General features: G+C 30.8%; 24 protein-coding genes and 1 other annotated feature. Of the genes, 2 read left to right on the top strand and 22 right to left on the bottom strand.

Annotated features, from left to right (window positions below):
* Positions 1–24: 24 nt before the first annotated feature.
* Both GXM21_RS05410 and GXM21_RS05405 read right to left on the bottom strand, forming a co-directional pair.
* Positions 25–1938: an LTA synthase family protein gene (locus GXM21_RS05410; RefSeq protein ID WP_244263869.1), complete on the bottom strand. Its 1914-nt coding sequence runs from the start codon at positions 1936–1938 to the stop codon at positions 25–27.
* 57 nt (positions 1939–1995) lie between these two features.
* Complete coding sequence (locus GXM21_RS05405; RefSeq protein ID WP_008538103.1) at positions 1996–2742, bottom strand: copper homeostasis protein CutC; 747 nt, start codon at positions 2740–2742, stop codon at positions 1996–1998.
* Between the two features lie 113 nt (positions 2743–2855).
* Between GXM21_RS05405 and GXM21_RS05400 the strand changes: the two genes are divergently transcribed.
* Positions 2856–3260 (top strand): C-GCAxxG-C-C family protein, encoded by a 405-nt coding sequence (locus GXM21_RS05400; protein WP_008538104.1) that lies wholly within the window; start codon positions 2856–2858, stop codon positions 3258–3260.
* Positions 3261–3300: 40 nt separating this feature from the next.
* On the opposite strand, the gene GXM21_RS05395 is transcribed toward GXM21_RS05400, so the two are convergent.
* The 8 genes from GXM21_RS05395 to GXM21_RS05360 all read right to left on the bottom strand — a co-directional run bounded on the left by GXM21_RS05395 (position 3301) and on the right by GXM21_RS05360 (position 10460).
* Positions 3301–4176 carry a DUF5131 family protein gene (locus GXM21_RS05395; RefSeq protein ID WP_008538105.1) on the bottom strand — a complete coding sequence of 292 codons (876 nt, stop codon included), beginning with the start codon at positions 4174–4176 and terminating at the stop codon, positions 3301–3303.
* Positions 4177–4475: 299 nt separating this feature from the next.
* Positions 4476–6182: a DUF262 domain-containing protein gene (locus GXM21_RS05390; protein ID WP_039881325.1), complete on the bottom strand. Its 1707-nt coding sequence runs from the start codon at positions 6180–6182 to the stop codon at positions 4476–4478.
* A gap of 165 nt (positions 6183–6347) precedes the next feature.
* Positions 6348–6800 carry an N-acetyltransferase gene (locus GXM21_RS05385; protein ID WP_008538107.1) on the bottom strand — a complete coding sequence of 151 codons (453 nt, stop codon included), beginning with the start codon at positions 6798–6800 and terminating at the stop codon, positions 6348–6350.
* 26 nt (positions 6801–6826) lie between these two features.
* Positions 6827–7465, bottom strand: coding sequence for an endonuclease III (nth, locus tag GXM21_RS05380; protein WP_008538108.1), 639 nt, complete (start codon positions 7463–7465; stop codon positions 6827–6829).
* Between the two features lie 93 nt (positions 7466–7558).
* Positions 7559–8404: a metal ABC transporter permease gene (locus GXM21_RS05375; protein WP_008538110.1), complete on the bottom strand. Its 846-nt coding sequence runs from the start codon at positions 8402–8404 to the stop codon at positions 7559–7561.
* Positions 8404–9189 carry a metal ABC transporter ATP-binding protein gene (locus GXM21_RS05370; protein ID WP_008538111.1) on the bottom strand — a complete coding sequence of 262 codons (786 nt, stop codon included), beginning with the start codon at positions 9187–9189 and terminating at the stop codon, positions 8404–8406. The genes GXM21_RS05375 and GXM21_RS05370 overlap by 1 nt, the downstream gene beginning before the upstream one ends.
* Before the next feature lie 91 nt (positions 9190–9280).
* Complete coding sequence (gene rd / locus GXM21_RS05365) at positions 9281–9442, bottom strand: rubredoxin (protein ID WP_008538112.1); 162 nt, start codon at positions 9440–9442, stop codon at positions 9281–9283.
* Positions 9443–9596: 154 nt separating this feature from the next.
* Positions 9597–10460 (bottom strand): PHP domain-containing protein, encoded by an 864-nt coding sequence (locus GXM21_RS05360; RefSeq protein WP_008538113.1) that lies wholly within the window; start codon positions 10458–10460, stop codon positions 9597–9599.
* 181 nt (positions 10461–10641) lie between these two features.
* On the opposite strand from GXM21_RS05360, the gene GXM21_RS05355 reads away from it, so the two are divergent.
* Positions 10642–11487 carry an AraC family transcriptional regulator gene (locus GXM21_RS05355; RefSeq protein ID WP_008538114.1) on the top strand — a complete coding sequence of 282 codons (846 nt, stop codon included), beginning with the start codon at positions 10642–10644 and terminating at the stop codon, positions 11485–11487.
* Position 11488: 1 nt separating this feature from the next.
* Here the strand turns inward: GXM21_RS05355 and GXM21_RS05350 are convergent, their stop codons facing one another.
* From GXM21_RS05350 to GXM21_RS05295, 12 genes are all read right to left on the bottom strand, one after another.
* Positions 11489–13135 (bottom strand): glycoside hydrolase family 36 protein, encoded by a 1647-nt coding sequence (locus GXM21_RS05350; RefSeq protein ID WP_008538115.1) that lies wholly within the window; start codon positions 13133–13135, stop codon positions 11489–11491.
* A 156-nt stretch (positions 13136–13291) separates the two neighbouring features.
* A complete protein-coding gene (gene folE2, locus GXM21_RS05345; protein ID WP_008538116.1) occupies positions 13292–14080 on the bottom strand; it encodes a GTP cyclohydrolase FolE2 in 789 nt (262 codons plus the stop codon).
* 4 nt (positions 14081–14084) lie between these two features.
* Positions 14085–14810 (bottom strand): 7-cyano-7-deazaguanine synthase QueC, encoded by a 726-nt coding sequence (queC, locus tag GXM21_RS05340; RefSeq protein ID WP_008538117.1) that lies wholly within the window; start codon positions 14808–14810, stop codon positions 14085–14087.
* A 52-nt stretch (positions 14811–14862) separates the two neighbouring features.
* Positions 14863–16671, bottom strand: a complete 1809-nt coding sequence (pknB, locus tag GXM21_RS05335) for a Stk1 family PASTA domain-containing Ser/Thr kinase (protein WP_008538119.1) — start codon at positions 16669–16671, stop codon at positions 14863–14865.
* A 1-nt stretch (position 16672) separates the two neighbouring features.
* Positions 16673–18094 (bottom strand): peptidoglycan D,D-transpeptidase FtsI family protein, encoded by a 1422-nt coding sequence (locus GXM21_RS05330; protein WP_008538120.1) that lies wholly within the window; start codon positions 18092–18094, stop codon positions 16673–16675.
* A gap of 2 nt (positions 18095–18096) precedes the next feature.
* Entirely contained in the window at positions 18097–19341 is a 1245-nt protein-coding gene (locus GXM21_RS05325) for an FtsW/RodA/SpoVE family cell cycle protein (protein ID WP_117464259.1), read from the bottom strand.
* On the bottom strand, positions 19338–20045 hold the full coding sequence (locus GXM21_RS05320) for a Stp1/IreP family PP2C-type Ser/Thr phosphatase (RefSeq protein ID WP_008538122.1): 708 nt from the start codon (positions 20043–20045) through the stop codon (positions 19338–19340). Before GXM21_RS05320 ends, GXM21_RS05325 begins: the two co-directional genes overlap by 4 nt.
* A gap of 5 nt (positions 20046–20050) precedes the next feature.
* Positions 20051–20491, bottom strand: a complete 441-nt coding sequence (locus GXM21_RS05315; protein ID WP_008538123.1) for an FHA domain-containing protein — start codon at positions 20489–20491, stop codon at positions 20051–20053.
* Between the two features lie 167 nt (positions 20492–20658).
* Complete coding sequence (gene cas6, locus GXM21_RS05310; protein WP_008538124.1) at positions 20659–21363, bottom strand: CRISPR-associated endoribonuclease Cas6; 705 nt, start codon at positions 21361–21363, stop codon at positions 20659–20661.
* Positions 21364–21495: 132 nt separating this feature from the next.
* A complete protein-coding gene (gene glyS / locus GXM21_RS05305; protein ID WP_008538125.1) occupies positions 21496–23553 on the bottom strand; it encodes a glycine--tRNA ligase subunit beta in 2058 nt (685 codons plus the stop codon).
* Between the two features lie 2 nt (positions 23554–23555).
* On the bottom strand, positions 23556–24434 hold the full coding sequence (gene glyQ, locus GXM21_RS05300; RefSeq protein WP_008538126.1) for a glycine--tRNA ligase subunit alpha: 879 nt from the start codon (positions 24432–24434) through the stop codon (positions 23556–23558).
* A 66-nt stretch (positions 24435–24500) separates the two neighbouring features.
* Positions 24501–24672, bottom strand: a binding site (T-box leader).
* Between the two features lie 82 nt (positions 24673–24754).
* A complete protein-coding gene (locus tag GXM21_RS05295) occupies positions 24755–25981 on the bottom strand; it encodes a cytosine permease (protein WP_008538127.1) in 1227 nt (408 codons plus the stop codon).
* Between the last annotated feature and the right edge of the window lie 14 nt (positions 25982–25995).

Below are 25995 nucleotides of genomic sequence, written 5' to 3'. Positions count from 1 at the left end.
AGAAATTTGGAAAATGGCTATTTTTTATGGAATTAAATTACCTTTTATACTTCTCCACCATGAAATTGTTCTATATGCTTCCAAAGTTTTTTCTACTTCTATTGGTTCATTTCCATCTAATTTACCTATATCTACAGTATTAAGCCAAACACTATCATTAAAGCCTACATTTGCTCCTCTTGTTAATGATTTACCTAAACTATAGTATTCAAAACCTTGTGGCGCTATCAATTCAAATATAGTTGCCCCAATATTAATATGACCGCCAGCTATTTCATCTGATAATATATTTTTCGTAATACCATCACCATAAATGACACATGGCACAGTATATCTATTAAATAATGTTGGTTTTGCTTCTATATTTGTTCTATCAGCATGGTCGCCAGTAATCACAAATAGATTTTCTTTAGGATATGTTGTTTCAATATCTTCAACAAAATTGCCAATTACTTTATCTGTATACCAATAATGACCTAATTTATTTAATAAATCTTCATTATTTTGTACATTTACAGGTAATTTAGCTCGCACTTCTTCTTTCGGAAAACCTGCTTTTGCTAAATCTACACTATAAGGCGCATGATTTGATACAGATAAAATCACATATACTGTAGTTTCATCATTTTGAGCTACTTCTTGCTTTAACTTATCAAAAATAAATTCGTCATCACAGCCCCATACATTACCTGATGGATATTGATAATCTGATGCACAATGAAATTCATCAAAGCCTTGTGCCAAAGCAAAATCTTTTATTCTTTCCCAACCACTAAAACCAGCATACCAGAACTGTGTTTTATATCCTAATTTTTTTATCTGCGGTGCAAAAGATGTCGCATATACCTGCTTATATGATTCATATTGATGATTAGGATATATATTTACATCAGATAAACCACAAATCATAGCATTTACTGCCATAGGTGTAAATGCACCATTAGGCATAAAATTATGTGTATATGTTGCATTATCTTTTTGCATAATAGCTCGCACATTTTCGCCTAATTGCAGATTTGCATATTCATCTAATAATGGCCATTGAGCAAAACTTTCACCGATTATAATAAATATATGTTGTTTCTTGTCAATTATATTACCATGAGCTTGATATACTAAATTACTATCTATTTTACTTAAGTCTTGTTTTTGCAGACGATAAGCATCACTATTTTTCGCTAAAAACTCTAAATTCTGAGCAATATTTTCCTTATGCACGCCATAAATCACGCCATTATCAATACGTTTTTTTATAGAATATCCTCGATAGATAGCCTGCATATCATCTAAAATTATCTCATTAAGAAAAGTATCTTTTGTTTTTGCACAATTTTTCCAATGAATAGATTTTGCATAAGAAAAACTTGCACCAAAGCGTACAAATAAAGCAAAAACTAAGGTAAATACTATAACTGATATTTTAAATATAAGACTTTTTTCAAATTTAAAAGATTTTTTTATCCACTGCCAAGCAAGATACTTTTTCAAGATATATACAACCATAGCTGTAAATAAAATAATGATTACTGTGCCTTCCAATAAATGATATTGCTCTATCATTGTATAAAATAAAGCTTTTACATCATCATTTACAGCATTAAATACCATTTCATTAAAATTAGTATGAAATTCCCTATAATAAAAATATTTTGCTACAAATAAAAAATTCAATATAAATAAAAATACTGCTGATAATCCTAATCTCAATTTATCTAAATGCTTATTTATCAACCAACCTATTAATGTAACAAAAATAAATGTAAATAGCATAAGCACGCCTGCTGTTTTTAAACTAATTCTTGCCCCATAATAGATAGTCAACAGAATATCATTTAAATTTATATCACCAGCATAACTTTTCATCGTTATCAATGAAATTACACGCAATAAATTTAAATATAACCAAACAAAAATAAATAACTTGAAATCTCTTTTCAAATTATAATTAAAACTCTCCCATTTTAACTGCAAAATCATTCTCCTAACTTTAAAAAATTATTCATTAACAGCTTCGATTAAATTTCTCACTAAATTTTCATCTACATAATCATAACAAGCTTTATTTTCACCTTGAGCAAATGCATAATTCACAAAATCACCAAAAGTTGTTTTATCTTCTTTCCATGCCCTACAAGATGAATGTATCTGCTTTACTTTTGTATATTCTATTAAATCTTTTGCATTATCTTTATTAATACCACTACCTGCTAAAATCTCTATTTTTACTCCTACTGTTTTTTGTAAACTTCTAATCAATTCTTTGCCTTCTATAACTGTTGCTTTCAATCCACTAGTTAATACTCTATTTACGTTTAATTTTATTAATTCATTTATCGCTGTTTTTTCATCTTTTACACAATCAAAGGCTCTATGAAATACTGCTGTCTTCCCATAAGAATGTACTAGATTTACCATTTTTTGTGTAGATTCTAAATCAATTGTTCTATCTTCAGTTAAAAAGCCAAAAGCTAATCCATCAGCACCACGCTCTAATAAAGCTTTTGCTTCGGCAAAAATCTGTTTTTTTTCTAAATCACTATAGCAAAAACCAGCGTCTCTTGGTCTTACCATACAAATAACTTCTAAATCTGTATTTCTTTTAATTAATTCTAAAGTAGCTATACTTGGCGTAAGTCCTCCTAAATACAAAGCTGAATTTAATTCTATTCTCTTTGCTCCACCTCTATAAGCATTTATAGCATCTTCATAACTGCCACAACAAATTTCAATTATTCTATCCATTTTATGACCTCACTTTATTTTATATGCTTATTATATACTATTTTGCTAGTATTTAAAAATATATGTTATAATATAATATTATATATCTTTAATAAAGGAGAAAAAATCATATTATGTTAAAAGACATAGCAGAAAAATATTACATACAAGGTTATAATTGTGCAGAAAGTCTTATTCGTGCAGGTAATGAATATTATAATTTAAATCTTGATGAAAATGCTCTAAAAATGACAGGCGCTTTTGGTGGTGGTTTCCATGTTGGTGATGTATGTGGAGCTTTAAGTGGTTCAGCATGTGTTATCTCAAGTAAATATATTGAAACAAGAGCTCATGAAACTACTCACTTAAAACCTATAATGTTAAACTTAGTTAGAGCATTTCAAAGTCATTTTTCTTCAAGACTTTGCTGTCAAATTAAAGCAAAACATTATTCTCAAGAAGTACATTGTTTAAATACAGTAAAAGCTACAGCTGAAATTCTTGAACAAGTTTTAACTGAATACGAAAAAAGTCATTAATAAAAAACCTAATCTCTAATTATTCTAGAGATTAGGTTTTTTATTTACAATCTTGCTTGCACTCACTACAACCATTACAGATAAGTTTACTAGCACATTCATTACATTTTAGTTTAAAACTTCTTTTATACAATTTTTCCTTGTCTAATAATCTCCCAAATTGGTCATATAATTTAAAAACTATTTCTTTACCTTGATAATTCATTTTAGATTTAAAAGCCATCTTACTTTGTAATTCCTTTGAGGGTAAATTATATATTTTTTTATCTTTCATAAAAACTGTTCCTGTTTCCATAAAACAAAATGTAATATTTGCTTTTACACATTCTTGGCGCAAGTTTTTCACCCAATCGAAATTACAAACTCTAGCTCCATTATAATTTTCTCCGCCACAAATTACCTGTTCAATTTCTCCATCTTTTAAATATTTTTCTATACTTACATTTTCCAAAAATGGAGCAACTATTATCCCTTTATGTTTAAATGGCAAATTCAATAATATTGGTATTCTCTCATCTGCACGCTTTTGATTTTCACAAGTTACATGCAAAAACACATTTTCCCAACCATTGCCCCAATTTTTAGGTAAACATGCTCTTATTCTTTCTGCTCTTTTTGTTATCAATATAAATATAACATCACTTCTAGCTTTTATTATTCTCCATGCTTCTTCTCTCCACTCATCAGCTTCTTTTAAGAAAAAATCTGATGTCATACAAACCCTTATTTGTTCACCACTTTTTATCTTATATTCACCTTGTCTATTTTTAGCTAATGGATAATAAAAATTTGCCTTTACTTTATAGATATACGCTCCACTATTACCTCTTATCTTATCTAAATAATACATATAACAATTTTTACAGCCCTCACTATATTTAAGGCAACCATGCCATGGGTTCCATATGTCATGCATCATTTCACCTTCTAAAAATAATAAGCCCCAAAATCTAATAAATAAAAGTTTCTAGGGCTTATATATTCTATCTCTTCCTTAAATCTTTTCCACCACAAATAGGGCATTGTTCTTTTTTAAACAAAAAATAATATATAGCATAGATAAAAATCTAACTGCCACCAGTAATTACTGATAAAAATATAAATAAAAACCATGATGGTCTTTTCACTGGAGAAACCATTTGATTACAGTATGGACAATATTTCATAAAATCACCTCATTAATTTATTTAAATCAATATTTATCTTAACAATACTTCAAAACTCTGGATATTTCCATATTTTTAAAATTATATCCGTCAATATATTTGTTCTTCGTTGAATAGCTTTTTTATTCCATACATCACATTGAACAATGCTTTCATTTAATTTTAAATGACTATGCTTAAATCCACTCTCACCATTTACTTTTTCCCCAAAAGATTTATTGCTCATTTCTGCATTATATCCCGTTATCGTCAAATTGCCCAAAGTATGCAAATACAAGCTATGCACCTCTTGCCAATTTTCGCCTAACATTTGTTGCCACGACAGATTATGTTCTATATTTTGAGGCATAATATGCTCTATAGTGTAATTTGCTGTATTTAAATCAATCGGCTCTTTATGATAATAATTTTCTAACGCTTCTAATAAATATTTACGCAAGCGAAAATGATATATATCCTTTGTTTGCAATTTTTCTCGAACTTCATAATCAGACGAAAATCGCTTATAACTTGATTTAAATACAAAAGCCTTGATAATACTATTTACATAATCATCTTTATCCACAGCTTGATATAAAGTAGCAAAAGTTTTGCTAAGTGAATTTGTCGGTATTTCACAAATAGCTCTACGCCATAAATAACTTATCACTACTTGCAAAATCTTTTTAAAATCTTCTTTAATCAATATCTGACGACTATAATCATCATACAACTTCAATAAAAATGGATATACTACATGACTATCTAGTTTCTTAAATTCTTGCCAATATAGTTTAAGCTCATCATCGTTTTCTTGCAATAAATCAATACAAGCATAATATTTGGCATAAGTAAATAAATCCTTCAAAACTGCGAATTTCTCACAATTATTATCTAAATAATAACGCTTAAAATTCTCATATACATTATTTATCTTACAAATATGACCTGTATCACTCTTTAAAGTTAAAAAATCACGGATAAAATAATCAAATTTATTTACATCATTTTTATAAATATCTTCGCCAAATAATTCTTCCATAGGTTTCCAATATGTTTTATACAATCTAGTTTGCTTTTCTGGCGTCAAATCCATCAATAAATAATTGCGCAATAAATCCGTCTGCGATAAATCTTTACCTGTGGAATTCATACTTTCAAAAATCATTTGAGGATTATCACTATCTTTATCCAAAGATATTGACACTAAACTCAATTTAAAAATCCCTGCATAAATTTCATCAATCTGCCCATATTGTTTTATAAAATCTTCTATACGTTCATAAAAAAATTCATAACATTTAATGATATTTGTAGCAGGCTTATTCACTGTAAATATTGTATTATCTATTAATTTTATATACGTTTCTTTATCTTGTACATTCAATAATAATTTGTATCTATCTTCATCTATTTCATCACTATTATATAAAAATTGATTTTTTATCTTTGCTAAATTAATTAGTTTAGTTTCTAAATTGAATTTCTGCACATAATCTTTTATTGCACATAATAAAATAGAAATTGTCGTTAAACGTTGTTGACCATCAATCAATAATAATTGTTGTGGACGTCCTGCTGGTGTTCCCATATCAATATATACAATAGAGCCAATAAAATGATTTTGTTTTTCTTTAAATTTACTAGCACGTAAAATATCAAACCATAATTGTTCATATTGGCTTTTTTGCCAACTATAATTTCTTTGAAAGATAGGTACTATAAACTGACGAGATGTATTTAATAATTTATTTAAAGTTGTTTCTCCTGCTTGCAAAAAATCATCTCCTATATAAAAATCACCGAAAAATTTATATCTTAAATTTATATTATGTATCAATTTCAAATATCCATAATTTATAATTCAATTTTAGCTTAAACCTTGATTTTTATAAAGACAAAAAAATAAAGCTGACTCAATAGCCAGCTTTTATTTAATCTATCAAATATACATTTCCATAGCAATCTCGTCGCAATTTGGGAATTTGGGACAATCTATACAATCCTTCCAAACTTTTTGTGGTAAATCATCTTTTGTTACCACTTTAAATCCTAAACTGCCAAAAAATTTATCTTGATATGTCAATGTGAAAACTTTTCTTATACCTAAAGCTTTTCCTTCTTCAATGAGATATTCCACGATATTTGCACCAATATGACGACGTAAAGCTTTTTTAGCTACTGCTAAAGTGCGAACTTCTGCCAATTCATCCCAAACTATATGCAGACCTCCCACACCTAGTATTTCACCATCTTCTTCAGCAACATACATATCTCTCAAAGTTTCATATAAAGTATTTCGAGAACGTGCTAACATTACTCCTTCTTGAGCATATAAATTTACTAAATTATATATTTCTTCAACATCGTTAAATGTAGCCTTGCGATAAATCATTAAAACATCTCCTCAATATAATTATATCAAGCTTGCAATAATGCAGAAGGGCAAATATCTTTAAGTGGACAATCACCACATAGAGGATTTCTTGCTCTACAAAGTTTACGACCATGCCAAATAAGCCAATGATGTGCATCTGACCATTTTTCCATCGGTATTGCCTTTTGCAATCCTTTTTCCACTTCATCAGGTGTATTACCTACAGCCAATTTCAAACGATTGGATACTCTAAATACATGTGTATCCACAGCTATAGCAGGACGATTAAACGCAATACTTGAAACAACATTCGCCGTTTTCCTTCCCACACCTGGCAACTTCAATAATTCTTCAAATTGCTCAGGCACTTCACCATTATAATCACTACATAATTTATGACAAGTAGCTATTATATTTTTTGCCTTATTTCTAAATAATCCACAATCGCGTATTTCTTCTTCTAAAGCAGTAACACCCATTTCTAAAATCTTTTCTGGAGTATTTGCCTTAGCAAATAAACGAGCTGTAGTTATATTCACGCGTTTATCCGTACATTGTGCTGACAATATAACTGCAATCAACAATTCAAAAGGATTATTAAAAATTAAAGCTGGCTTAGCATCTTTATACGTCGTTTCTAAAATCTCCAACATTTCATCTTTTATTTTTTTAGTTATTTTCATAAAAACCTCATTTTTATACATTAAAGTAAACTTGTAAACCTAAGTATATCACAATAAAAATATTAAATCTAGTAAAATTACAAACTAAATATATTAATTTTGAAAATATGGGCGTAAAAATAATGTAATGAAAAATATAATTGCCGCAAAAATAGCAATGGTTGCCCCAGTTGCAATATCAGCATAATAAGAAATCACAAGACCTAAAAGCCCTGCACAAATAGCAAAGCAAATGGATAAAGCATGATATTGTCTAGCATTAACTGCTATATTTCTAGCCGCTGCCGCTGGCAAAATTAACAATGAATTTATAATCAATAATCCTACCCATTGAATACTTATAGAAACAACTACAGCTACAATAGCTGCAAAAATCATTTCAATATATAAAGTCTTAATACCTCTACTAGCAGCAAAACCATCATTTATACTAATTATCAAAATCTGATTAAATAAGAAACACCATGCAATCACAACGACAATAAAAGTTATGAATAAATATACAAGCTCATCAGCTGTAATGCTTAAAATATCACCAATAAAATATGAAGTATAATTACTAAAATTGCCGCCATGCGACATCAAGATAAGACCTATCGCTATACCTGCCGAAGAAAAGACACCAATAATTGTATCTGTTGAAGCACTACTGCGATGTTTAATATATGTGATTAGAGCCGCAAAAATTATCGAAAATATAATCAACGAAACAAGTGGCTCACCACTGCCTAATAATACACCTACAGCAACACCTGTAAATGCTCCATGACCTAATGAATCAGAAAAAAATGCCATGCGATTGCTGACAACCATAGTGCTTAAAATTCCCAAAAGTGGTGTAATCATCAACACTGCCAAAAAAGCATTTTTCATAAATACATGATTTATCCAGGCAAAAGGCAAAATCACATCTAAACCATTATAAATAATATCTAACATTATTTTGCCTCCTCTTCTAATGGAGCTACAATATTACCAAATAACGCTTTTGTTTCTTTACGATTGAATACTTCTTGTGGTGTTCCTTTACAAATCACTTTTTTATTCAACAAAACAACTTGGTCAGCATATTGAGCTACAAGTGGTAAATCATGTGATATCAAAACAATTGCCATATCTTCTTTTTCTCTAAGCTCGGATACAATCTCATAGAATAATTTCAAACCATTATGGTCAACTCCAGATACTGGCTCATCTAACAATAATAAATCTGGCATTGGATTTAAAGCTAGAGATAATAATACACGTTGCATTTCACCGCCAGATAAAGCTCCTAATCTTCTATCAATTAAATGTTCAGCTTTTACCCTACGCAAACTTTCTAAAACTTTTGGTCTTAATTTTTTCATACTACAAAGCCATACAGGATATTTTGATAAACATGCTGCAAAAAAATCCATTACACTAGTAGGCGAAGTACGGTCAAAACGCAAATACTGTGGTACATAACCTATAATAGGATTTCCTGTATGTTTTCCTTTAGCATCAACATAATGTAAATTCCCACTATGAGGTACTTGCCCTAAAATACATTTTAATAATGTAGATTTTCCTGCTCCATTTGGCCCGATTAAAGCTGTTAATTGTCCACAATGAATATGCATATTCACATCTGTAAATATTTCTGTATCTCCAGCATGAGCTGAAAAATTTTCTATTTTGGTACAACAAAGTTTATTACAATCTTCTGATGAAGCATTATGATGATATTTTCTTTTAAACAAAATTACACCTCACTAGATAAACTAAATAACGCAGTATACCAACTAAAAAATTGGCAATACTGCGTTAATGTCTTAATTTTATAAAATTTAATTAAGCTTCTTCTTCAAATTGGTCTTTACCAACACCGCATAATGGGCATACAAAATCTTCTGGTAAATCTTCAAAAGCTACACCAGGAGCTAAATCATAATCTTGATCTCCAAGTTCTTCATCATAAACCCAACCGCATACAGTACAAACCCATTTTTTCATAATTAATAGCCTCCAATATATTTTATTTGTCTTAGCTTTTATATACTAAATTCATTTCATATTATATTTATATAATATAATTAATACTTCTCTTTGTCAACTATTAATATTAATTATTATCCACAAATAATTATATTTTAAATATTTATTAAAACTAACGCTTTATTAACTTACAAATATTTTGATAAAATTCATATGGTACATCTAAATTATTATTTGTACCACTGCCTAAATCTACAGATGGTCGATTAGCACCATGAAAATCAGTACCACCAGTTGGCACTAAATCATATTTTTCAATCAAATAATGAGCAAATTTTTCATCATCTTCACTATAATTTGGATAATATGCTTCCATACCATCTAAACCAATTTCATGTAAATACTTTATATTTGCTTCTTGTTCTTCTCTTGTATAATTTTTAAAACCTATTTTTTTATGAAAATGAGCTAAAGATGTAACAGCCCCAGCTTTTTTCATAGCTTGGATTGCATCTTCTGCCTTTGGATTTTCTGTTATCTTCAAATTCAAATTATTAAAAGCAGGGTCAATGTATCTATCCCATAAATACTGAATATCGCCGGCTTTCGATTTATCAGATACTAAATATCGCAAAATAGCATATTTATCTAATGCACCGCCAGCTATAAAAGGCTCTACTTTTTCTACTGAAATATCTAATCCTTGTTTTTGTAAATAATCAATAACAGATACTATAGAAGATTGTTTTTTCTGTCTTAATTCATGATAAAAATCTTTAAAAGCCTTACTTTCTTCATCAAAACCTAAAGCTACTACGTGGATTTGATGATTATTATAATTCAAGCTAAGTTCCATACCATGAATAAATTCCATATCATATTTTTTAGCAGCCTCATAGGCTTCTTTATTACCATATATAGTATCATGGTCAGTCAAGGCTATAGCCTTTAACCCTTTATCTTTAGCCAATTTTATCAATTGACTAGGAGTATACGTTCCATCAGACATTGTAGAATGTACATGCAAATCAATCACATTATTGTCCTCCCTTATATATTTTATTTACAAAAATTAATCATATTATTAATCTTACACTTATTTTCATTATAATTAAAGCCAATTAAATAAAATATTTTCCCAATTCTTTTAATTGACATCATCTCTCGTTAACTTTAGGATAAATAATATAAATATATTTTAAAAATGAGGTGTACTTATGGCTGATGTTGCAATTATGGAATATAAAACTAGTTCTAAAGATTTATATTTAGTATCCTGTGGCTGGGAAAAATGTGGTGCTACACATTCTTATGGACCAGCTGTTCGCAATTATTATATGCTTCATTTTATCTTGAAAGGTCAAGGTCATTATTATTTAAATAATAAACATTATAAATTAAATGAAAATCAATGTTTTCTCACAGAACCTGGAACAGTAACTTTATATAAAGCAGAACCTACAAACCCATGGACTTATACATGGATTTGTTTCAATGGCGATTATGTGCCGCACTTACTTAAACAGTCAAATTTAAATACAGATAATCCCATCATCAATCTATCTTGTAATCAAACCATCTATGAAATAATCAAAGAAATGCTCTCTTATCATCAACTCACACCTGCAAATGAATGTTATCTACAAAGTAAATTATATCTCATTTTTGCTAAACTTCATGAGGCTTTACAAAGTGTTTATAACAAAGTCGAACTAAATAATAATTTTTATGTAACTAAAGCGATTGAATATATTGAAAAAAATACTTTTACTAATCTAAGTGTAAATGATATCGCTAGATATCTCAATATCAGCAGAAGTCATTTATATGCATTATTTAAACAAGAATTAAATACTTCACCACAACAATTCTTAACTAATGCCAAAATAGCAAATGCACGTGAACTTTTAAGCAAAACGAAAATTCCTATTTATAGCGTAGCTTTATCATGTGGCTATAAAAATGCTTTTGCTTTTTCACGTGCATTTAAACAAGTTACGAATATCTCTCCACGAGAATATCGTCAACACTATCTCCAACCAAACGATTTAGTAAAATATTAAATCATTCTGTCATAGATAAAAAAGTTTGATAACGTATTGTATTTGGATTGAATTTTAATCCTGTTTCTTCAAACCATTGATATTTACAATCTATATCATGGTCTTTATCCTGCCAATGCTCTGGGCAAGTAGTTTCTTCCCAATCAACAGGAATTACATGATGTTCTTGCTTAGATGCTACCTTCAAAATCTCATGTAATTCTTGTTTTTCTGTTTCATCTAAAATATTTGGTCTAACAGAAATAAATAAAGGTGTTCCACTTTGCGCTAATACATCTGCCCATTGTTTATTCATTGACCATGAAATACCTCCATCAATACCTACACAATCAGCATCAATCTCATAGAATTTACCATGCTGAGGTAAACGAAATGCTAATGTATTTACACCCATAAATCTAGTTCTTTCCCAATCTACTCCACTTGTATCATCACCAGTGCGATTAATATGCATATAACCTGCACCTAAATGACCTATAGTATTACAGCCAAGTATCAAAGTCTCTCCATTAGAAGCTTCCACACTTGCATCTAAAATAACTTTATATAATAATTTCACTACTTCGGCACTTGTCAAACTATCATCATAAAAATGCCAACCATCATCTGTTACAAGTGGACTCATTTGAAAGCCCCATTTGCCAAATAAATCAAAAGTAGAAAAATCATGTTTAATTAAAGTATATCCCCAATTACAAATTCTCTTGATATCTTCTTTAATATAATTGAGTGCTTCTGGATTAGTTGGGTCGATACAATTATTATGTGATAATCTCCACTCATTTTTTATATTTTCATCTTCATTTAATAATAATCTCACCCAAATACCTGGACGCACGCCTTTTTGTACTAATTTATCAGCTAAAGCTTTCATATCTGGAAATTTTTCATTTCCCTTTGTCCATGGGCCACCATTATATTCATTTAAACGATGATGTTCTTGCCAACAATCATCAATAACCATATATGGTTTATTTTCTATATCTTTTGTTAAATTTAAAATATAATCACAATCAGCTAGAATTTCACTTTCTGAACTTTTGCCATAAGCATAATACCAGTTATTGCTACCATAAACAGGATATTTAGGTAATATTGGGTCTTCACACATCTGACCGCAAAATTCTTGCATAGCTTCAAAACTAGTGCAATCACGCATTTCACAAGCTATAACATCAGCAAGCTTAATCACTCTACCTTTTAGATTTACACCACTACCACCACAGCGAACATCTAAAAATAAAGTCATACCTAAAGAATCCACTTGCCAAAAGCACATTGCTGACGGTCTTACTTTTACCCCATAACAAATAGATTTTGCTTCACTTTTAGCACAGAAATACCACGGCATAAAACGATTTGGGTTCATACCTTTCCATTCCATATCACCATATCCACGTTCCCATGCATCACCTAAAAAACGAACATTTTTATCCCAACTCAAATTATTCCATCTCAATTTTATCCATTTCACTTTTGAAGTTTGAGCAGTAAGAAAAATAGCTAAATATTCATTATCCTGATTTAGCTTAACATTTATATCATCTAAATTATAATCATCATTTTCCCATTTAGCAGTTACAGTTTTTGTTTCTGTAGTCAACTCAATAAAATCCGGTCTATTTACTTTCAATATATTCTTTAACATAAACTCACCTCATAATTTTTGTTTTATTATCAATTATGAGAAAATTATATACTTTAAAAGCCAAAAATACCATGATTACATAAATTATAAACATTGCTAAATGTCTTTTATAAAAAAATAGCCTAGACTATAAAACTATAATCTAGGCTTTGATTTTTATTTTAAATATTCTACATGACTAGCATAAGCATTATGATTATGAATGGACTCAAAGTTTTCACATTCCACAGAGAAGTAATGAATATCATCTAATGTTCTAAGTGCTAAAACACAATCACGTAAAATGTCTTCTACAAACTTCGGATTTTCATATGCTTTTTCTGTTACATATTTTTCATCTTCACGTTTTAATAATGGATATAATGGACAAGAAGCTTGTGCTTCTATCAAGCTTACAATATCTTTAATATTTATAGCTGTTTTTTTGCCATCATAATTTATTTTTACAGAAATAATACTGCGTTGATTATGTGCCCCATATGCTGAGATTTCTTTACTGCATGGACAAAGAGATGTTACTGGTATTTTTATAGCTAGTGTAAATGGCATAGAATTTTTACTAGCTGTTTTTACAGCACTTACTTTGCAATCTAAATCCAATAAAGATTTTTTACCACTAACAGGAGCAGTTTTTTCTATAAAATATTTAAAACTCATTGACAAATGTGCTGAATTAGAACTTAATTTAGTGATAGCTTCATCTAAAATATTGCCTATTTCAGCTTGCCCAATAGGATTGGTATGCCATTTCGTCAAAATTTCTTGAAAACGGCTCATATGTGTACCTTTATATTCCATAGGCAAATCTACAGTAAATTTCAATCTAGCCATAACTGGCTGGCTATGCTGTTCTTGCTTTATTTGTAAAGGTAAATAAACATCGCTAATACCCACTCGCTGAATGGCAATACCTCGTTTATCTACTCTATTTTGTACATCTTGCAAATTTTCACTCTCCGTTTTCATAAGCAATATGATTTTTAGTTACATCATTATAATTTTTTTCATAAGCTATAGGGTCTTTTATTCCTGCTTCAGCAAAACCTCTCAAACGAAGTTTACAGCTATCACAAACACCACAAGCTTTTTCTCTACCATTATAACAACTGCGAGTTAAATGATATGGTGCTCCTAATTTTGTACCCAATTGAATGATTTCTTTTTTAGATAAAGATTGTAGAGGTGTTACAATCTTTATTTTTTTGCCATCAACAGCTGTAGTTTTGCAAGCATAATCTGCCATATCCTGGAATTTTTGGATAAATTCTGGTCTGCAATCAGGATATCCAGAAAAATCAACTGCATTGACACCGATAAAGATAGCGTCAGCTTTTACTACTTCAGCATAACCTAAAGCATAGCTTAAGAAAATCAAATTTCTTGATGGTACATATGTTACTGGTACATCATTATCTTTTCGATCAACATTTCCTTTTGGCACTTCAATATTTTCATCAGTTAAAGCTGAACCGCCAATAGCATTCATATTTGTATCAATAATTAAATGTCTTTTAGCACCAAAGAATTTAGCAATTTCTTTAGCACCTTCTAATTCAATTTTATTACGTTGATGATAGTCAAAACTTATAGGATATAAATCATAACCCTGCTGTTTTGCCACTGCCATACAAGTTGTAGAATCTAATCCACCTGATAATAAAATAACAGCATTCATTAAAAATCCTCCTTTAATATTTATTTCATAAAACTAATTTAATTCTATTATACTAATCTCTTTGTCTTTGTGGAACTTCTATCGCTGGTTTTTCTGGCGTTGTTGTATTAGTTGTTCCCGTATTAGTAGTATTTGTTTGTTCATTTTTGTCTGGTACATTTGTATTTGTGCTATTTTCATGTCTATCTGCACTACCAGAAGATACAGTCAATTCAATAGTAGTACCTGTTTCTACTTGAGAACCAGCTGATACGCTTTGTGCTGTTACACTACCAGATGAAGCACTTGCACTTACATTAAATCCTTGCGCTTCTAGTGTAGCTCTTGCAGAATCTACAGATTGTCCAACTACATTTGGTACAGATACTTTTTTAACTTCTTTACCTTTACTTACTACAATATCTATATTAGCACCTTTTTTAACTTTATTATTAGCAGATATAGATTGTTTTAATACTGTTCCACTTGGTTTATCAGAATACTCTGCTGTAACTTGACCAATCTTCAATTTCAATTTAGCAAGTTGATTTTCTGCCTCACTTTGGCTCAAACCTACTAAATTAATCATATTGATTTCTTCTCCGCCTTTACTTATATAAATAGTAACTAAGCGAGATTCTTTTACAGTTTTACCAGCTTCTGGAGTTTGTGAAGCAACTTTTCCTACTGGCACTGACTCATCAAAGGTTTCTGCTACTTCTACACGCAAGTTTTCCGCTTTCAAAGTTTCTTCAGCCTGTGCTTGACTCATACCTACCACATTTGGCACTTCTACAGTTTTACTGCTCCAAAAATCACCATAGGATAAAAATGCACCTACACCAAAACCTAACACTAGAATAAAAATCAAGCCCATAATAAATGTTTTATTAAACGAGTTCTTTGATTTTCTCTGTGGTTCTACTTTATTTTCTTGGTATACAGGCTGACTATAATTTGGTGTTACTGTAGTTTTCTTAGGTTCAATATTTTGTAATTGTTCTATTTCTTCACTAGTAAGCACTCTTGTTGCAAATGGGTCTTCTGTTGGTACATTAACCTTTGCAAATGGTTTTCTTTTTGCCTGTTCAATTTCTTTAATCATTTCTGTACTAGAGAAACGATTATCTGGATTTTTATCCATTGCTTTTAATACTATAGCTTCAACAATTGCTGGTATATCTGGACGCAATTCATGCGGTGGAATTGGTGGTTCTTGAAGATGTTTTATCGCAATACTAACAGCAGTTTCACCTGTAAAAGGAACTTTACCTGTAAGCATTTCATACATTACTACACCTAAAGAATAAATATCTGATTTAGGGCTAATAGTATGACCTTTTGCTTGTTCTGGAGAAAAATAATGTACAGAACCTACAATTGTACCTGTATATGTTATTGTTGATGATGATGTAGCTCTAGCTATACCAAAATCAGCTACTTTTACATGACCTGCTTCATTGATTAAGATATTATGCGGTTTAATATCACAATGTACAAGATGGTTTGCATGGGCATTTTCTAAAGCTTCTGCTATTTCCTGTACAATTTTAAGTGTTACATCTATTGGTAAAGGAGCTTCACGATTTATTTTATCTTTTAAAGTTTCTCCTTTTATATATTCCATTACTATATAGTATTTACCATCACAAGAGCCTACATCATAAATACTAACAATATTCGGATGTGATAATTTAGCAGCTCCTTGAGCTTCACGACGAAATCTTGTTACAAATGATTCATCACTTGTAAATTGCGGATGTAAAATTTTAACAGCCACGAAACGGTCTAACATCTTATCATGAGCGCGATAAACTTCTGCCATACCACCGTCGCCTATACGTTCAATTAATTCATAACGATTGTCTAAGAGCGTAGACATTTTACTTCCCTTCCTTTGCTAAAATACTTGTGAGTATATTTTTTATAATAGGTGCAGCCTCACTACCACCAAATCCGCTATTTTCTACGATAACAGCAAATGCAATATCTTCATTTGGCATATTTGCACAACCAATAAACCAAGCGTGGTCTTTGCCTGTAGAATTTTCAGCAGTACCTGTTTTACCTATCATTTCAATACCAGGAACTTTGGCTCTTGTACCTGTACCATGATTAATAACATTTTTCATATCTTCATAGATGATATTTATTGTTTCTGGTGAAGATACTTGTCGCCAAGTCATTGGTTGATGTTGTTCTAAAATACTATTATCTGGAGCTGTAATGGCATTTACTACGAAAGGTTTCATCATGATACCTTCATTCCCTATACTTCCAGCTAACATAGACATACGAAGCGGTGTTACGAGTAAAGTAGATTGCCCAATACCTACTTGAGCAAGTTCTCCATCACTTAAATTATCAAAATCAGGTAATTGTGGTTTATTGTTGATGAAATCTGTATCAAGTTCTTGGTCATAACCAAAACGAGAGAAAGTTTCTTTTAAACCATCACTACCTAAACGTATACCCATTGTACCAAAATAACTATTACAAGATTCCTCTATAGCTTTGGCTAAATTCACACCACCGTGAACTTCTCCACTACTATCTGATAAAGAATATCCTCCGCTTAATTGTAAAGCCCCTGTACAATTAACCACAGTATCTGTAGTCGCTACTCCACTTGTCAATACACCATCACCTATCATAGGCTTGATTACTGAACCTGGTGGATATAAACCTTGACTAGCACGATTTAATAAAGGACTATTTTCATCTACACGAAGATTATCCCAATCTTCATCAATCGTATTTGGATTAAACATTGGTCTACTAACCATTGCTAATACTTCACCAGTTTTACGATTTAAAACTACAACTGCCCCTTTGCGATTACCTAAAGCGTCATAAGCTGCTTGTTGATAGTCTGCATTGAGTGTTAAATGAACATCATTTCCCACATTTTGTTCAAAAATTTGAGAAATAGGCCCTAATGCATGCAATACTAAATTATTACCAGCAAGATAAGTATTTTGCGTACTTTCTATGCCAGCATAACCTAATTTATCGCTTACATAACCAATTGGCGAAGCGAAAATCTCGCCATAAGGATATACCCTTTTAAATCCATCTTTTTCCACTGTAGTATCTGCAAGCACCACGCCATTTCTATCTAAAATTTTACCGCGTTGTACTTGTAATGCTTTTTCTGCTACATGTGAATTATGACTATCTTTTAATAAATCTTCAGCTTGATATATTTGAATATATGCTAGATTAATAAAGATTATTGCAAATAAGCCAATAAATACTTTTACGATTGTATATATATGTTTATCTATACTATTTTGTCTATGCAAACTTATCTCTCCTTACTACTGAGAGCATATAATAGCCCTAGTGAAATGAAAGATGAAACCATAGAACTACCACCATAACTAATAAAAGGTAAAGTAATACCTGTGAGTGGTAACAGCTTAGTTACACCAGCTAATATAATAAATGTCTGTAATAATAAAGTTATAGCTAAGCCAAATGCCATCAATTTATATTTTTCATTAGTCAAAAGTAAGGCAGCTTTTATGCCTCGCATAAATAATAATAAATATGCCAACAATAAAAAGGTTACACCTATTAAACCAAATTCTTCTCCAATAGCAGCAAAAATAAAATCAGTATGAACTTCTGGTATTAAACGAGGAAAGCCAGATGTATATCCTGTGCCGAAAACTCCGCCATAACCAAAAGCAAATAATGATTGTACTATTTGATAAGCACTGCCCATCGGGTCGTCCCAAGGATGTAACCAAATAGCTACACGAGTTTGCACGTGAGCAAACAATAAATAACTTATATATGAAGATAATGAAAAGAAAAATAATGCTATCGCTACATATAATTTTTTACCTGTAGCTACATAAGTCATGATGACAACTATGCCAAAAAATAATAATGCTGAGCCTAAATCTCGAAGACTTACAAACATCAAAATTGATGCACTCCATATCAATAACAATGGAGCTAAAAATCTAAATGGCGGTAAATGAATGAATTTCCAGCCACGGCTAGGCAATACTAAGACATTTTTATTTTCGGATAAAAACGAAGATAAAAAGGCTATAATCAATAATTTCGCAAATTCTGAAGGCTGTACTTGAATAGGCCCTAAGATAATCCAGTTGCGGTTACCACCGATATCTGTCCCAAATATAAGTACAGAACAAATAATTATCAAAGCCCCAAATCCTAGTACATAAGGATAATCCAATAATTCTAACAACCTATCAGATACTGTTACAATTATCAAAAATACAATAAGCCCTATACATATCCATACTATCTGATGCATATATAAATCTGGCTTCAATCGCAAAATCATGATAGCACTGATACTCGACATAAACATGACTAATGATAATAAATAATTATCCGCATTTTTTCGCAATTTTACGCTTATTATCTGTACTACGATAAAAATAACAGATAATATTCCGGCTGGAATAAATGCTTCATTAGTCAAAGTATTATTTTTGATATTAATTAATAATGTACCCAAAAATAATAATAAAATTGAAAATACTAATGTAATATATCCCTTTTTTATCATGATATTTCCACCACGATACATGTAATATTGTCTTTTCCACCATAATTAATTGCTCTTTGTACTAAATGTTGAGCTTTATCTTTTATATTACTATCATAACAGATATTTTTTAGCTCCTCATTATCTACCATATTTGTAAGGCCATCAGAGCAAATAAGGAATTTATCCGCTTGTAAAACATCACAATAACCTGTATCTACATTTAAATTCACAGAAACACCAGCTGCTCTTGTTAAAATATTCTTATGTGGATAATTTTCAGCTTCCTGTGCTGTGATTTTATTTTGTTTTAATAATTCATTCACCAAAGAATGGTCATTTGTCAATTGATAAATTTGACCATTGCGCAATAAGTAAATTCTGCTATCACCTACATGAGCCCATGTGGCATATCCATAATGAACATAAAATAGACTAATCGTAGTCCCCATGCCATTATAATCAGGATTTTCACTAGAAGCTTTCATAATTTGTTTATTCGCTTCTAAGACAACAGATTTTAAACATTCTTCACTACACTCATCAGGATTTTTATTCTCCAAATGAAATTTTATAGTATCCACCATTATGCGACTGGCAATCTCTCCAGCTGCATGTCCTCCCATGCCATCTGCAACTGCATAAATATGTGGTTCAATACAAAGATAACTATCTTCATTTGTAGTACGTACACAACCAATATCAGTAGCATGAGTAATTATCATAGCTCTCACCTCTCAAAACGGAATGATACACAACCTATTTTTATAACATCACCATTTTGTAAAAATTCTTTGCCATTAAGAATATTACCATTTATATAGGTGTGATTTCGACTTTGTAAATCCTCAATCTGATAAAGATTGCGAACTGGACTAATAACAGCATGATGATGTGATACGTAAATATCATCTAATACAATATCATTTTCTTTACCTCTACCGATAGAGATTTGACCTGAAAAAGATATTTTCTTATTAGCCAATTTAGGATCTGCTGCTTCTAGCACTATTAAAGCCACTTCATTTTGTGCAGATTCTTCTTTCACTGGCTTTAAGCTGGAAGTGCTTTTCAAATCTTTGAACATGGATTTTACAGTTACAAAAATATAACCACAGATACAAAGAAGCATTCCATACTGTAGTGCTACTAAAAAAGCTTTACTTGCCATTTGACCACCTCATCAAAGATATATCAATACTTTATTATAGGCATAAATCCTAGATAAAGCAACTTCAAAACCATTATTATAATAAAGTTTTTTCCTAATTATATATATAAATCTTTCTATAAAAAAACTAGACAATCAAGTTTTTTCCTCAATCATCTAGTTTAAATTTATAGCCAACGATAATTCACAAAACCTGCTCCTCGTGAATTCATCTCACCTAAGCCCACGCCTAAAGATAAATATGCCATTTCTTGAGATTTTTCATCATCTAAGACAGCAAGACGTACTTTATCGCCGAGAAGTTTTATATTTTTATATTTCATTGGCACAGGTGTTTTATTTAAAAATTCTATAGTGGAATAAAATTTTTCTATATTTATTTCATCTTTATCATTTATATCGCCTTTAAAATTATTTATTTTCTTAGTTAAATTAATGATAAATCGCTGTTCAAATTCTTCTTGACTCATGCAATTTTTCCAATAACCATTTTCTGCCTTGATTATCATTGGTGTCAAAGTATAGATAAATTCTATTATCTTTCGTGGCAAAACTCTTTTTTCTGCTGTCAGCCCTTTAAATTCTCTAGTATTTATATTTGGACAAACTTCATAGAAAAATTCTGCCATATCCTCATCAATAGTCCTGATAGTCAAAGTATATATCTTGCCTTTTTTATAGATTTTATCTTTTTCCAATGGCGATAATAAATCATAGCAATAATTTTTATATGTATTTGTATTATGTAATTTTCCTAGATTTTCTTTTGCAAATAAACTTTTATCAATAAATCTAGTCAACATAATTTGCACATCTTGTGCCATGATATCCTTTAATAAATATAATTTTATACGTATTTGATAAACCTTCATCAAAATGCCCCTTTCTTTGAATTTACCAAGTGATATATTCATCTTTTTTAATATTTATATATCAATAATTATAACAAAAAAGCTAGATAGTTAAACCTAACATTTAACTACCTAGCCTTTTATCAATCATTCTTATAATACGATTTTACCGAAATCTGCAATAGATTTAATAAGTGTATCAATATTTTTAAGAAGTGCAAGACGATTATTTTTGATTTGTTCGTCTTTATCCATAACCATTACATTATCAAAGAAATTATTGATTGGTGCAGTGAGTTCCTGCATTTTATCAATAGCTGTTTTATAATCTTTATTATTTAAAGCAGTTTCTACATCTTTAGCTACTGCTACATAAGTATTATAAAGAGCTTTTTCTTCATCTAATGTAAATAATGCTTCATTAATAACATTATTTTCTGCTTTTTTGCTGATGTTACCTACACGTACAAAAGCTTGAATTGCATCATTTAATACGCCAGAAGCGATTTCTTGAGCTGTTACACAAGCTTTAGCATAAGTGCCTGCAACTTCATCTGCATTTTCAAGTACAGCGTCAATAATATCATAGCGAACATCATTATCGCTAAGTACATTTTTAAGACGTAAAGTGAAGAATTCTGCTACATTTTTCTGGATTTCAGCACGTTTTTCACTATCAGTGATATTGAGTAAATCCATTGCTTTATCTGCAATTTCACTGATAGAAATAGTGTAGTTTGCTTCAATGATTGTATGCACAATGCCAAGAGCTTGACGACGAAGTGCAAATGGATCTTGAGAACCAGTTGGTACAAGTCCACGGCTAAATGTAGCTACGATATTATCCATTTTATCAGCTAAAGAAACAAGACGACCTGCTACGCTAGCTGGTTCTGCATCACCTGCAAAACGTGGCATATAATGTTCATAAATAGCAGTTGCTACTTCTTGACCTTCACCATCTAAAAGTGCATATTCACGACCCATAATACCTTGAAGTTCAGTGAACTCACAAACCATAGCAGATACAAGGTCAGCTTTTGCTAAAATTGCAGCACGTTTAGTTGTTTTTATTTCAGCTTCTGTAGCATTTACTTTTTCGCCAATGAAAGCAGAAAGTTCTGCTAAACGATTAGCTTTATCATAAATTGTACCAAGACCTTCTTGGAATACTACAGTTTTTAATTTTTCTACATAATCATAAAGACTATGTTTTCTATCTTCATCAAAGAAGAATTGAGCATCAGCAAGTCTTGCACGAAGTACACGTTCATTACCATGCTGTACTTTATCTAAGCAATAATCGCCACCATTGCGAACTGTAATAAATAATGGTAATAAATTGTTATTATCATCTAAAACAGGGAAATAACGTTGATGATCTCTCATTGGAGTCATTACTGCTTCTTTTGGTAATTTAAGATATTTATCTTCAAAAGTTCCACAAAGTGCTGTTGGATATTCTACAAGATAAATTACTTCTTCTAATAAATCTTCCGTGATTTCTGCATGACCATTGTGAGCTTTTGCAATTTCTTCAATCTGTGCTTTGATGATATCGCGACGTTTTTCTTGGTCTACAATAATAAATGCATCTTTACAAGCTTGTTCATAATCACTTGCTTTATTGATTGTGAAATCGCCTTCACTTAAGAAACGATGACCACGAGATACGCGACCAGATGTTACATTAGCTACTGTAAAATCAATTACTTCTTCATCATACAAAGCTACGAGCCAACGAAGTGGACGTACAAAGCGGAAATCTAAATCGCCCCAACGCATATTTTTAGGGAAGTTCAAACCTTCTACTAATTCTTTTAATAAAGTAGGTAAAAGTTCTACAGTCTGTTTGCCTTCTTCGCTGGAAACAGCATATACATAACCATCTTTTACTACTAAATCAGCAACATCTACTTTTTTGCCACGAGCAAAACCAATAGCTGCTTTTGTAGGATTGCCATCTTTATCAAAAGCGATAGCAGTAGATGGGCCTTTATATTCACTAGATGCACCTTGCTGAGTTTCTGCAAGATTTTTTACTAAAAGTGCAGTTCTACGAGGTGTACCAAGAGTTGTTACTTCATCAAAATCAAGACGCATTTCTTGAAATTTTGCAGTTGCTTTTTCTTTTAATTGAGCTAAAATTCCTGGCATAAAATGAGCAGGAACTTCTTCTGTACCAATTTCTAATAATAAATCTTTAGCCATTATTATTTTGCTCCTTTCTTCAAGAGAGGATAGCCGAGTTCTTCACGCTGTTTTAAATAACATTGAGCACAAAGACGAGCAAGATTACGTACACGAGAAATAAACGCTGTACGTTCAGATACGCTGATTGCTCCACGAGAGTCAAGCAAGTTAAATGTATGAGAACATTTTAATACATAATCATATGCTGGATGAACATAGCCAAGCTCAATTACGCGAACAGCTTCTTTTTCGTATTTATCGAAAAGGTCAAATAAAAGAGCAGTATCTGCAAGTTCAAAGTTATAAGTGGATTGTTCAAATTCATTTTGATGGAATACATCACCATAAGTGTATGTGCCATTCCAATCAATATCATAAACATTTTCTTTTTCTTGAATATACATTGCAATACGTTCAAGACCATAAGTGATTTCAGAAGCTACAGGTTTTACATCAACACTACCTACTTGTTGGAAATAAGTAAACTGTGTGATTTCCATACCATCGAGCCAAACTTCCCAACCAAGACCCCAAGCACCAAGTGTTGGAGATTCCCAGTTATCTTCAACAAAACGGATATCATGTTCTTTTTCATTGATACCGAGTTTTGCTAAGCTCTGTAAATAAAGTTCCTGAATATTATCAGGAGATGGTTTCATAATTACCTGGAATTGATGATGTTGGAATAAACGGTTAGGATTTTCACCATAACGACCATCAGCTGGACGACGAGATGGTTCTACATATGCTACATGCCAAGGTTCAGGGCCAAGTACACGTAAAAATGTAGAAGGGTTCATAGTACCTGCACCTTTTTCCACGTCATAAGGTTGAGCTAAAATACAGCCTTGCTTAGACCAAAATTCCTGCAAAGTCAGGATAATTTCCTGAAATGTCATAAATATACCTCCTTGATATTCATGGGCGACAAAATAAAAAATCTCGCCCATGTAACAACAAAATGTTACAGGGACGAGATGTATTCCCGCGGTTCCACCCTGATTGACTTAAATATATTTAAGTCCTCTTTAGAATGTTATTTATTATTATAAAGCTCCCTAGTGCCATTCACTTTTTGTAGTCTTACACCATCACTACTCGCTGATTAAAGTTACTTTTCTAGTTCATTGCTGTACATAAAGTCTAGCAAAAGAAAAAATCCTTGTCAATATATTTATGTTGTTTACTTTTAGATTTATGGCTAAATAATAAAATACTTTTAATATCTCTTATTTAAACTAAATTTTTTTGCTCCAATCAATTGATTAACAAAAATATTAATAATGGCTATAGCTAACATAACTGGCACAGTAATCCCAATAAAAGTGCTGTAATCAATCAACAATTCATAAGCTATAAAACCAATTAACCATAAAAGACAATTTTTACCAGTGATAAGTGAATTTTGATGATAAATATTATAGCTAAAGAAATATTCAGAAAAAGCAATAGCAAATAACGGTGCAAAAGTTGCTGCTATAAAATAAAGGAAAGTTTCATATTGTTCCATGGATAAGAAAATAGCAAGCAATGTAGAAATTATACATACAAAAAACGCTGTATATTTTACATCTAATTGATTACTGATATGATTTAAACAAATACTTGAAGAATTTATCGTAATGAAATTTGTTGTTACTGTAGATAATAAAATAACAACTAAAGAAATAACACCCAATCCAGATAACATGAAAATATCACAAATATCTGTTATCCCATAATGAACAGCACTACCTAAGCCAATTGTATACATTAAAATACTGCCAAAACAATATGCCACTACACAGCTCAATGTACCTGTAGATTGATTTTTAAGTGTTCTTGTATAATCTGAAATAACTGGCATCCATGATAAACACATAGCAATATTTAATTCTACCGCCATGCCAAAACTCATACTTTCATCTAAAGAAGTTACCACTTCATTTGCAGAAACTACAGCCCCAAAACCTAAATATAAAGAAGCAAGCAATAAACAAAGCATTACTACTTTATTTATCTTACTTACAAAATCCATTGTACTAAAAATCCAAATGCAAGGAAAAAGACCTATAATAATTGTCCATAAAATAGTATTTTCTCCCATATTCCATAAAGATGCCATTAATTTATTAAAAGCTTGTGCCCCAATGATGGTCATTATAGAAGTCCAACCTATTAATTGAATAGTATTTAATAGAGAGAAACTAACAGAACCCAACTTACCAAAAGATAAATTAATACTTTCAGAAGCACTACAACGTTTATTAGCACCGATAATCCCTGCTAAATAAAGAATAATTCCACCAATTACATGACCTACTAAAATAGCTAAAAATCCATCTTTCATGCCAAGTGGTGCTAAAAAAGTTCCTGTCATGATTTCAGCCACAGAGACTGCTGTACCAAACCAAATCAATGATACATTAAAACTAGAATTATTTGTTGATGTAAAAAATGTAGACAAAAAATCACCTCATA

This window comes from Megamonas funiformis (assembly GCF_010669225.1).
GTDB classification, from domain to species: domain Bacteria; phylum Bacillota; class Negativicutes; order Selenomonadales; family Selenomonadaceae; genus Megamonas; species Megamonas funiformis.
The sequence above is the reverse complement of the archived record's forward strand: the minus strand, read 5'-3'. Positions and strand labels throughout refer to the sequence as shown.